The organism is Paeniglutamicibacter sp. ORCA_105 (genome assembly GCF_045798545.1).
Lineage (GTDB): Bacteria > Actinomycetota > Actinomycetes > Actinomycetales > Micrococcaceae > Paeniglutamicibacter > Paeniglutamicibacter sulfureus.
This window is the reverse complement of record NZ_JBIXLM010000043.1, coordinates 25,614-35,948: the sequence shown is the minus strand read 5'-3', so window position 1 is coordinate 35,948 and position 10,335 is coordinate 25,614. Positions and strand designations below refer to the sequence as shown.

Below are 10,335 nucleotides of genomic sequence, written 5' to 3'. Positions count from 1 at the left end.
CCCCCCCGCCGGGGCCCCCGATGCCGGTTGCCGGCGACGGGTCAAGTGCGGGAACGGGGGCCACGGAACCGGCCTCGAGCCCGGCATCGGGGTTCTGCGTGCGGTAGATGCCCTTGGAGGCCAGCACCGACTCGGCGCGCAGCACCCGGTGCCGGCCTATCGGCAGCACCAGCGGGGTGCCTGCCACCGGATCCGGGATGACCCGGCACGGCATGCCGAAGACGTTCTTGACCATGTCCTCGGTGACCACCGCCGCCGGGTGCCCGGCGGCGACGATCTTGCCGTGCTTCAGCGCCACCAGGTGGTCGGCGTAGCGGGCCGCGAGGTTCAGGTCGTGCAGCACGATCACCACGGTGGTGCCGCGGGAACGGTTGAGCTCGGAGATGACATCGAGCACCTCCAGCTGGTGCGCCACGTCCAGGTAGGTGGTCGGCTCGTCAAGCAGCAGCAGCTCGGTTTCCTGGGCCAGGGCCATGGCTATCCAGACGCGCTGACGCTGGCCGCCGGAGAGCTCGTCGATGGGACGTTCGGCCAGGTCCGTGGTGCCGGTCAGGTTCATGGCGCGGTCCACCGCCGCCTCGTCCTGGGCGGAGAAGCGCTTGAACCAGCCCTGGTGCGGGTAGCGGCCGCGGCCGATCAGCTCGCGCACCGTGATCCCGTCGGGTGCCGTGGGGGTTTGGGGCAGCAGCCCCAGCATCTTGGCGACCTCGCGGGCCGGGCGGGAGTGGATGTCCTCCCCGTCCAGCAGCACCTGTCCCCCGGCGGGCTTCAGCAGCCTGGAGAGCCCGCGCAGCAGCGTTGACTTTCCGCAGCCGTTGGCGCCCACGATGATCGTCACCTCGCCCTTGGGCAGCTCCAACGAGAGCTCGTCGACGATGCTCACCGAATCGTAGGCGAGTGTGAGGTCCTGTGCTTCGAGAAGTGCCATGCGTGCTCTCAGCTTCCTTCCTTGTTGGCGCGCACCAAGACCCAGATCAGGAATGGTGCTCCCAGTGCGCCAGTGACGACGCCGACTGGCAATTGTATGTCGTGCAGGATGTTGGTGGCGATGAAAGTCGCCGCGGTGACCAGCAGCGCTCCGACCAGCGCAGCGGAACCCAGGTGGCTGCGGCCTTTGCACAGGCGCAGGGCCAGCGGCCCGGCCAGGAAGGAGACGAAGGCCAACGGGCCGGTGATCGCGGTGGCCACCGCCGTGAGTCCGACCCCGAGCAGGATCAGCCCCAGCCGGGTGCCCCGCACGTGAAGTCCCAGCCCGGCGGCGGTGTCGTCGCCCAGTTCCAGGATCCGCAGCTTTGCGGCGGCGGGCACCAGCAGCGGCAACAGGATCGCCAGCGCGGCGGCCAGCATTCCCGCCCGTTCCCAAGTGCTGGCCGACAGCGAGCCGGTCAGCCAGCGCAGCGCGTCCCCCGCCGTGCGCACGTCGGTGCGGGTGAGCAGGTACTGGATGATTCCCTGCAGCATCGCGGCCACCGCGATCCCTGCCAGGATCAGCCGCGCCCCGGTGTGCTTGCCGGAGTCGGCGATGGCGTAGATCAGCAGGGCGACGGCCAAGGCGCCGGCGCAGGCAATGAGCGAGAGCCCGATTCCCTGGGCACCGAAGAACAACATACCCGCCACCGCGGCGGCGCTGGCCCCGTAGCCGACACCGATGACATCGGGACTGGCCAAAGGGTTCCGCAGCATGCGCTGGAAGATGGCCCCGGAGGCGCCGAACGCCGCACCGGCGAGCACGCCGACGGCTGCCTGTGGCAACCGGTCCTCCCAGAGCATGAACGAGACCCCGGGGACCCGCTCCCCGGACAGGGCGGACAACAGCTCGGCCACGGCAAAGGGGTGGCGCCCTGCCACCAGGTTCAGCACCACCGCCGCCAAGATGCCGGCCGAGGCCAGCAGGTTCACGCGGGCCACCGGCCCCGGGCGGCGCTTGCCGCGCGGCCGGCGCACGCCACCGGTGTCCGGCGGGAAGCGGGGCCCCCGCCGGGGCTTCGGCACCGCTCCGGAGACCGGCGCGGGAGCGGGAGCTGCGGGCGCAACCTCGGCGGGTTCCACCGCGGGGTCCGGCGCAGGCGCGGGGGCGGCGGCGCGGCCGGTTCCGGCGATCATCTGGCGACTCACAGCGTGACCTTCTTTCCGCGGCGCAACAGCCAGAGGAAGAGCGGCGCACCCAGCACCGCTGTCATGACCCCAACCTGAATTTCCGCCGGCGGGGCGATGACCCGGCCCACCACGTCGGCAAGCAGCAACAGCACCGGGCCGGCAATCATGGACAGCGGCAACAGCCAGCGGTAGTCCCCGCCGGCCAGCACGCGGACGGCATGGGGCACGATCAGCCCGACGAAGCCTATGGGCCCGGCCAGTGCGGTGGCGGCGCCGCACAGCAGCACCACCCCCGCGGCGGAAAGGGCGCGGCCGCGGCCCAGGCGGAACCCGAGCCCCACCGCGGAGTCGTCGCCCAGGGCCAGCGCATTGAACAGCCTGGCACCGGTCAGCACCGCGACGGCGCCGAGCGCCAGGAACGGTGCGACCGACAGCATCTCGGGCACTTCCCTGGCACCGAGCGTGCCGACCTGCCAGAACCTGAAGCGGTCCAAGGCCTCCTGGCCGACCATCAGCACGGCGTTGGTCAACGATCCGAGGCCGGCCGCCATGGCCGCACCGGCCAGGGCGAGCTTCAGCCCCGTGGCGCCGTCGCGGCCCAGCGAGGCCACCAGGTACACCAGCAGCGAGGCCCCCGCGGCACCGGCGAACGCAAAAAGAATGTAGCCGTGCAAGGTGGACACAGCGAAGAAGTGGATGCCCAACACCACGGCCAGCGCGGCACCGGCATTGACGCCCAGGATGCCGGGGTCGGCAAGCGGGTTGCGGGTGATGCCCTGCATCCCGGCCCCGGCCAGCCCCAGTGCGGCGCCGATCAGCAGCCCGGCGACGGTGCGCGGGATGCGCGAGGCGATGACCGCGTGGTCCCCGTTGGCGGGATCCAGGTTGGCCAGGGCGTCGAAGACGGTGGAGGGAGCGAGGGGGCGCGCACCGATGAGCAGGGAGAGGAAGACAGCCAGCGCCAGGACCGCCAGCAACCCCAGGCCGATCGCCGGGGCGCGCAGTGACGATTCCCCGCGCCCGGCCCGGGTGGAACCCGCCGAGGAGTTCGCGGTGTCAACGGGTGCACTCATCGCTTCGCCGCCAGAGCTCGGACGGGGCGAAGCGCGGTGGCCCTAGACTGGGGGCCATGAGCATGCAGCAAGCCACCGTGGCCTCCGGCCAGGCAGCCTTCCGCCTGGCGCCGAATCCCGGCCCCATGTCGCTGGAAGGCACCAATTCCTATGTGTTGCGCGCGGAGGGATCCGAACACGCGGTGATCGTGGACCCGGGTCCCGACGACGCCGGGCACCTGGCGGCGCTGGCCGCCGAATCCGTCGAGCTGATCCTCATCACGCACCGGCACCATGACCACACCGAGGGCATCGACACGCTGCACCGGCTCACCGGCGCTCCCGTGCGCGCCGCCCTGCCCGAGCATTGCCGCGAGGGCGAGGTGCTTCTGGACGGGGAGGAAATCCATGCGGCCGGCCTGCGGCTGCGGGTCCTGGCAACCCCGGGACACACCTCCGACTCGCTGTGCTTCCTGTTGCCCGACGACGGGGCCAACGGCTCGATGCTCACCGGCGACACCATCCTGGGCCGCGGCACCACCATCCTCGATGCTCCCGATGGCACGCTGGGCGACTATCTGTCCTCGCTGGACAAGCTGGAGGCCGCACCGGATGCGCTGGTGCTGCCCGCGCACGGCCCGGTGCTGGGGTCGCTGCACGGGATCGTGCGCGAGTACCGCGCGCACCGGCACGAACGACTGGCCCAGATCCGCGCCGCGCTGGCGCAGATCCGGAGCCGTTCCGGCCAGGAGCCCACCATCGCCCAGGTCACCGACGCGGTCTACGCGGATGTGCATCCGCTGGTGCGCCGGGCGGCCGAGATCTCGGTGGCAGCGCAATTGCACTACCTCGGCCGGTTCGAAGCATTCTGACATTGCGTGGTGGTTCCCGCCTATTGGGTGCCGGTGAGTGCGTGCCGGGTACTGGTTACTTGCCGGTGGCTGCCTGCGCGCCGGCAGCAAGTGCCGGAACGACCTTGTCGATGGCGTAGGGAACCGACAGCGGCGATGCCGCCGAGATGGAAAGCACTTCCATGTCATTGGCCGCTGCGACCAGGCCGCCCTTGGACACTGCGGGGATCTGCGAGAAGAGCTTGTTTTCCTTGATCGCGTCGGTGCTGGATCCGGCCGGGACCCAGGTGAAGAAGATGTCCGATTCGAGCTCATTGGCGCGCTCGGCTGCCCATGGCAGGAAGAACTCGCCTTCCTTGACGTTCTCGTCAACCATCTTGGACTGCTTCATACCCAAGGCCGTCAGGAATCGCGGGCGCGAATCGCCAGTGGCGTAGAGGTTGATCCCGCCATCGGCGGGCTCCAGGTTGCCGGCGATGAAGGTGGTGTCCTTGAAGACCGGGTTGGCCTCGGCGGCGGTGGCAAGCTTGCCTTCGACGTCCCCGATGACGGCGGCGGCCTCGGCCTCCTTGCCCAGGGCCTGGCCCACGGCCGAGGTGACGTCCTGCCAGCTGCTGGTGTAGTTCGGCGACACCGGGCCCACCACCGGGGCGATCTTCGAGAGCTTGTCGTATTCGTCCTTCGTCAGGCCCGAGTAGCCGGCCACGATCAGGTCGGGCTGTGCCTCGGCCAGGGCGGTGAAGTTCACGCCGTCGGCCTCCGAGTACTGAACCGGTGCCTTTTCGGTGCCGATCGAGGCGCCAAGCTCCTCGAGCTTGACGTCCTTCCAGTCCGTGGAACCCTGCTTGTTGTTGCCCCAGACGTCTTCGGCCATGGCGACCGGAACCACGCCCAGCGCCAAGACGGCGTCTGCGTTGACCCAGGACAGCGTCGCGACGCGTTCGGGCTTTTCGGTGATTTCAGTGGTGCCGTAGATGTGCTTGATGCTGACCGGGAATGTTGCGCCGGCAGCGGCGCTGCTGCTCGCAGGGGCGCTGTCGGCGGATCCGCCGCAGGCACTAAGGGTCAAGGCAAGGGCGGTTGTTGCTGCGGCGATGAGGCCGGCGCGTCGAGTGAACTTCATGTGAGTGTGGAATCCTTTGCGATTCAGCGGTGAAAACGAGGGAGTCAGAGCTTGATTGGCAGGTCCGGTCATGAGCCAATTCACAATGGCCCGCCGAGTAAGGCTAACCTCACTAAAACCTAATACGCAACACGACTCGGCCCTAATTGGTCATGCAGAGTCACGACTTAGGGTGACAAATTCCCGTCATTTCGCACGTCAACCCAACCTTTGGTGACTAGGCTCACTCTATGGACGAAATATTGCCGCCGGAAACCACGAATCCGCATCGCAGCCGCGGCACGGCCCTGGTCACCGGGGCTACGGCGGGGCTGGGCGCCGAATTCTGCACGCAGCTCGCCGCGCAAGGCCACGACCTGGTCATCGTCGCCCGCGACAAGATCCGTCTGGATGAGGTCGCAGCACGACTGCACGCGCAGTTTGCCGTCCATGTGGAAGTACTGGCCGCGGATTTGGTAACCGATGAGGGGACCGCGGCAGTTGCCGCCCGCCTCGCCCTGGAATCAAGCCCCGTGTCACTACTTGTCAACAGCGCAGGGTTCGGATTGCGCGGGAACTTTGCCGACAACAATCTCGGCGAAGAGCTGGCGCACCTGCGCATCCATACCCAGACGCCGCTGGTCCTGATGCATGCGGCGATCGACGCCATGGGCACCCGCGGCGGCGGGCGGATCATCAATGTTGCCTCGGTTGCCGCATTCACCCCGCGCGGGAGCTACTCGGCAGCGAAGGCCATGATTGTGAACTTCAGCAGGTGGGCCAACGTCTTCTATGCCGACCGCGGCATCTCTGTCACCGCCTCGTGCCCCGGCTTCGTGCGCACCGAATTCCACGACCGCATGGGTGCCGACAAGTCCAGGATTCCGGCATGGGGTTGGCTGAACGCACCGGACGTGGTGCGCCGAGCCCTGGGCGACAGTGAAGCGGGCAAATCCATATCGATCCCTTCCAAGCGCTACAAAATCGCCATCACCTTGGCACGGATCGCGCCCGACGCCTTGGTCGAGCGATTGGCCCGGCGCGGGCGCTGAACTCCAACTTCTGCCCGCTTTTCCCTGCCCTGATCCCCGGTCCCGCAAGCCTCGACGCAAGCGGACCCGCGAAGCACCACGGCCTGGATCCCCACGCATGGTGACGTCATGATGGCGACGCTTGAAGCAATATGACGGAGATTACTTTCGGTACCGAAAAGTGCCCATTTTCCCCGTCTTGACGGTGGACATTAGGCAACCCTTGCCTCCCGAGCAGCCCGCGACATCAACCCAAGGCGGTTGACCGGTTTGCTGATAGGCATGCCTTATCTATAGCGTTTCAACCAAGTTCATTAACGCAACGAGGTAGTTCGCTAATTGCCGGGCGCCTCGATCAGCAGCCCCACCATCGGAGTTAAACATCGTGAAGACCCCTGTTCGCGTCGTTCTCGGCGCGCTTGCCGCCGGCGCATCCCTGCTTGCACTGACCGCTTGCGGCGGATCCACCGAGGCCGATGCCGCGGCCGCCGACGGCAAGACCGTCAGCATCACCCATGCACAGGGCACCACGGAGGTTCCGGTCAACCCGGAAACCGTTTACACCTTCGACCTGGGCGTACTCGACTCCATGACGGCCCTTGGCCTCGAGGCCGACGGCGTCCCGGAAACCAAGTACCCGGAATCGCTGGCCAAGTACAACGACGCCGCCGTCACCAAGATCGGTTCCATGAAGGAACCCGACTTCGAGGCCATCTCCAACGGCAACCCGGACCTGATCATCATCACCGGCCGCACCGCCGCCTCCTACGAGGAACTGTCCAAGATCGCCCCCACCGTCGACCTGACCGTGGACGCCGCCAAGCCGCTGGATTCCTTCAAGGAGCAGGCCGGAAAGATCGGGACGATCTTCGACGTCGAAACCAAGGTCGATGAGAAGCTCGCGGCGCTCGACACCAAGATCGCCGACACCAAGGCCAAGAGCGCCAACGCAGGCAAGGGCCTGATCATCATGACTTCCGGCGGCGAACTGACCGCCTACGGAGCCGGCTCGCGCTTCGGCCTGATCCACGACGTCCTGGGCGTGTCCACGGTTGCCGACATCAAGTCGGAGGGCTCACACGGCGAGTCGATCTCCTTCGAGTTCCTGAAGACCAACAACCCCGACACCCTTTACGTGATTGACCGCGATTCGGCCATGGGAACCTCGGGCGAGGCCGCCAAGGCCGTGCTGGACAACGAGCTGGTCGCCTCCACCAACGCCGCCAAGAACGACAAGATCGTGGGCCTGGACTCCAACGCCTGGTACATGATCGGATACGGCCTGGACAACACCGCGACGATGATCGACGAGGTCGCTTCGGCCCTGTAGGCACCGCCTCGACGACGCCTTCCACATCATGAGCGCACCAGTATTGAGCCGAACGGCCGCCGCGGAGCAAGTTCCCGCGGTGGCCGTTCGGCGTTCCAAAAAACCCTCGGAAACAGCGTGGCTGGTTCTGGGCACCGTCGCGGTCCTGCTGCTGGCGGTCGTGAGCCTGTTCGTAGGGGTCTCCGAAGTCTCCCTGCCGCAGTTGCTGGCCGGCGACCCGGAGGCCTGGGACCTGTTGTGGATCTCCCGGGTGCCCCGCACCCTGGCCGTTGTACTGGCCGGAACCGCGGTGGCGGTGGCTGGCCTGATCATGCAGCTGATGGTGCGCAACCGGTTCGTCGAGCCTTCCACGGTGGGCACCGTGGAGTCGGCGACCCTGGGCATCCTGGTGGTCACCGTCGTGCTGCCCGCCGCCCCCATCATGTTGAAGATGGGCGTGGCAGGCGTGTTTGCCCTCGGCGGCACCGCGCTCTTCCTGGCGGTGCTGGGCCGGCTGCCGGCCCGCAACACCCTGCTGGTGCCCATCGTCGGCATCATGCTCGGCGGGGTCATCGGCTCGGTGACAACTTTCTTCGCCTACAAGTACGACCTGCTCCAGACGCTGAGCAACTGGATGATCGGGGACTTCTCCGGGGTGCTGCGCGGCCGCTATGAGCTGTTGTGGCTCGTGGCGGCGCTCACCCTGGCCGGCTACCTGGCCGCGGACAGGTTCACCGTCGCTGGCCTGGGCGCCGACTTCACCACCAACCTGGGGATGAACTACAAAGCGGTCATGCGCCTGGGGATGGTGCTGGTCTCGCTGATCTCCGCCGTGGTGGTCACCACCGTGGGCGCCGTGCCGTTCCTCGGGCTGATCGTGCCGAACATCGTCTCACTGCTCTTCGGCGACAACCTGCGCCGGGCAGTGCCCTGGACCGCGCTTTTCGGCGCGGGCTTCGTGCTGGTGTGCGACATCATCGGCCGCACCATCCGCTTCCCCTACGAGGTCCCCGTGGGCATGGTGATGAGCGTGCTCGGCGCCACCATCTTCCTGGCCCTGCTGCTGAGAACCAGGAAACGCAATGCCTAAGACCCTTTCCGCCGCACCGGCTCCCGCCGCCGGGGGCCCGAATCCATCCCCGCGCCGCGGCCGCACCGGCTTCACGCTGGGTGCGCTGTCCCCCAGGGGCATGTCCCCGCGAACGCTGGTCATCGTGCTGGCTGTGCTCACCCTGGGCTGCATCGCCGCATTCATGACCGTCGACCTGGGCGGGAACATCGCCTATGCATTGACCCGCCGGGGCATCCGCGTCGGGGCCATGCTGGTGGTCGCGGTCGCGGTGGGCCTGTCAACGCTGATGTTCCAGACCGTGACGGCCAACCGCATCCTGACCCCCTCGATCATGGGCTTCGACGCGCTGTACATCCTGATCCAGACCGGGCTGGTCTTCGCCTTGGGCTCCTCCACGCTGCTCACCGCCGCCCCGTCGCTGAAGTTCGGGGTCGAGGTGGCGCTGATGGTGCTCTTCTCCGCGCTGCTCTACCGCTGGCTGTTCACCGGCGGCACCGGCTCGCTGCACCTGATGCTACTGGTTGGCATCGTCATCGGCACGCTCTTCCGCGGATTCTCCTCGCTGTTGCAGCGCCTGATGGAACCGAGCGAATACATCGTGCTGCAGGATCTGTTCTTCGCCTCCTTCAACCAGGTCGAACCGGTGCTGCTGGGAATCTCCGCCGTCGTCGTGGTGCTGGCGGCCGCGGTGGTGTGGAAGCTTCGCAAGACCTTCGACGTGCTGGCGCTGGGCCGCGACACGGCCGTCAACCTGGGCGTGGACCACCGGCGCATCGTCACGCTGGTGCTGGTGCTCTGTTCGATCCTGGTCGCGGTCTCCACCGCGCTGGTGGGTCCGGTGACCTTCTTCGGGCTGCTGGTGGTCTCGCTGGCCTACCAGATGGTGCGCAAGTTCTCCCACGCCGCCCTGATCCCCATCGTCTGCCTGCTAGGTGCTCTCACGCTGATCGGCGGCCAGCTGGTGCTGGAGCGCGTCTTCGGCTTCGCCACGGCCCTGAGCGTGATCATCGAGTTCGCCGGCGGCCTGCTGTTCCTGTACCTGCTCTTGAAGGGTTCCCTGAAGTGATTTGCATTGATTCGGTGACCAAGTCCTATTCCGGGACCACCGTGGTGGACGCGGTGAGCACCACCATCCCCGCCGGCGGGGTCACCTCCATCATCGGGCCCAACGGTGCGGGAAAATCCACGCTGCTCTCGCTGATTTCGCGGCTGATCCCGATGGACAACGGATCGGTGTCCATCGCCGGCCTGGACATCGGGCGCACGCCCAGCAAGCAATTGGCCAAGTCGATGGCGATCCTGCGCCAGGAAAACCACATCACCATGCGCCTGCGCGTGCGGGATCTGGTGGGCTTCGGCCGTTTCCCGCACTCCGGGGGCCACCCCACCGCCGAGGACGAGCGGCACATCCTTCAGGCCATGGAGCAGTTGGACCTGACTCCGCTGGCCGACAGGTTCCTGGACGAGCTCTCCGGCGGGCAGCGCCAGCGCGCCTACATCGCCATGGTGCTGGCCCAGGACACCGACTACCTCCTGCTTGACGAGCCGCTGAACAACCTGGACATGAAGCACTCGGTGGAGATGATGCGCATGATCCGCCGGCTGGCCGACGAGCTGGGCAAGACCGTGGTCATCGTCATCCACGACATCAACTTCGCCTCCTGTTACTCGGACACCATCCTGGCGATGCGCGAGGGCGTGCTGGTGCACCAGGGATCGCCCGCTGAGATCATGACCGGGGACGTGCTGCGCGACGTGTACGACATCGACATCCGCATCGAGGAGATCGACGGAAACCGGATCGGCGTGTACTTCGCCTGA

Annotated in this window: 9 protein-coding genes and 1 pseudogene; 6 read left to right on the top strand and 4 right to left on the bottom strand. The window is 67.2% G+C overall.

Going from position 1 to position 10,335, the window contains the following annotated elements:
- Positions 1 to 127 precede the first annotated feature (127 nt).
- From ACIPUB_RS17110 to ACIPUB_RS17100, 3 genes and pseudogenes are all read right to left on the bottom strand, one after another.
- Positions 128 to 928, bottom strand: a pseudogene (locus tag ACIPUB_RS17110) (ABC transporter ATP-binding protein); the annotation flags it as partial.
- Between the two features lie 8 nt (positions 929 to 936).
- Positions 937 to 2,115, bottom strand: coding sequence for a FecCD family ABC transporter permease (locus tag ACIPUB_RS17105; RefSeq protein ID WP_407608474.1), 1,179 nt, complete (start codon positions 2,113 to 2,115; stop codon positions 937 to 939).
- Positions 2,112 to 3,170: a FecCD family ABC transporter permease gene (locus ACIPUB_RS17100; RefSeq protein ID WP_407608473.1), complete on the bottom strand. Its 1,059-nt coding sequence runs from the start codon at positions 3,168 to 3,170 to the stop codon at positions 2,112 to 2,114. Before ACIPUB_RS17100 ends, ACIPUB_RS17105 begins: the two co-directional genes overlap by 4 nt.
- 56 nt (positions 3,171 to 3,226) lie before the next feature.
- Here ACIPUB_RS17100 and ACIPUB_RS17095 point away from each other — a divergent pair, with 56 nt between their 5' ends.
- Positions 3,227 to 4,021: an MBL fold metallo-hydrolase gene (locus tag ACIPUB_RS17095; RefSeq protein ID WP_407608472.1), complete on the top strand. Its 795-nt coding sequence runs from the start codon at positions 3,227 to 3,229 to the stop codon at positions 4,019 to 4,021.
- A 55-nt stretch (positions 4,022 to 4,076) separates the two neighbouring features.
- Here the strand turns inward: ACIPUB_RS17095 and ACIPUB_RS17090 are convergent, their stop codons facing one another.
- Positions 4,077 to 5,123, bottom strand: coding sequence for an ABC transporter substrate-binding protein (locus ACIPUB_RS17090; protein ID WP_407608471.1), 1,047 nt, complete (start codon positions 5,121 to 5,123; stop codon positions 4,077 to 4,079).
- Positions 5,124 to 5,353: 230 nt separating this feature from the next.
- Here ACIPUB_RS17090 and ACIPUB_RS17085 point away from each other — a divergent pair, with 230 nt between their 5' ends.
- The 5 genes from ACIPUB_RS17085 (at position 5,354) to ACIPUB_RS17065 (ending at position 10,335) form a co-directional block, all read left to right on the top strand.
- The gene (locus tag ACIPUB_RS17085) at positions 5,354 to 6,154 is read left to right on the top strand and encodes an SDR family NAD(P)-dependent oxidoreductase (protein WP_407608470.1); all 801 of its coding nucleotides are present in this window, start codon (positions 5,354 to 5,356) and stop codon (positions 6,152 to 6,154) included.
- A 364-nt stretch (positions 6,155 to 6,518) separates the two neighbouring features.
- Positions 6,519 to 7,463, top strand: coding sequence for a siderophore ABC transporter substrate-binding protein (locus ACIPUB_RS17080; RefSeq protein WP_407608469.1), 945 nt, complete (start codon positions 6,519 to 6,521; stop codon positions 7,461 to 7,463).
- 28 nt (positions 7,464 to 7,491) lie between these two features.
- Positions 7,492 to 8,532 (top strand): ABC transporter permease, encoded by a 1,041-nt coding sequence (locus ACIPUB_RS17075; protein WP_407608468.1) that lies wholly within the window; start codon positions 7,492 to 7,494, stop codon positions 8,530 to 8,532.
- Positions 8,525 to 9,580 (top strand): iron chelate uptake ABC transporter family permease subunit, encoded by a 1,056-nt coding sequence (locus tag ACIPUB_RS17070; protein WP_407608467.1) that lies wholly within the window; start codon positions 8,525 to 8,527, stop codon positions 9,578 to 9,580. The genes ACIPUB_RS17075 and ACIPUB_RS17070 overlap by 8 nt, the downstream gene beginning before the upstream one ends.
- Complete coding sequence (locus ACIPUB_RS17065; RefSeq protein WP_407608466.1) at positions 9,577 to 10,335, top strand: ABC transporter ATP-binding protein; 759 nt, start codon at positions 9,577 to 9,579, stop codon at positions 10,333 to 10,335. The genes ACIPUB_RS17070 and ACIPUB_RS17065 overlap by 4 nt, the downstream gene beginning before the upstream one ends.

What these genes read in the sequence shown, in the direction of transcription:
- ACIPUB_RS17085 (WP_407608470.1), top strand. Translation starts at nt 5,354, where the DNA reads ATGGACGAAATATTGCCGCCGGAAACCACGAATCCGCATCGCAGCCGC.
- ACIPUB_RS17095 (WP_407608472.1), top strand. Translation starts at nt 3,227, where the DNA reads ATGAGCATGCAGCAAGCCACCGTGGCCTCCGGCCAGGCAGCCTTCCGC.
- ACIPUB_RS17100 (WP_407608473.1), bottom strand. Translation starts at nt 3,170, where the DNA reads ATGAGTGCACCCGTTGACACCGCGAACTCCTCGGCGGGTTCCACCCGG.
- ACIPUB_RS17090 (WP_407608471.1), bottom strand. Translation starts at nt 5,123, where the DNA reads ATGAAGTTCACTCGACGCGCCGGCCTCATCGCCGCAGCAACAACCGCC.
- ACIPUB_RS17070 (WP_407608467.1), top strand. Translation starts at nt 8,525, where the DNA reads ATGCCTAAGACCCTTTCCGCCGCACCGGCTCCCGCCGCCGGGGGCCCG.
- ACIPUB_RS17075 (WP_407608468.1), top strand. Translation starts at nt 7,492, where the DNA reads ATGAGCGCACCAGTATTGAGCCGAACGGCCGCCGCGGAGCAAGTTCCC.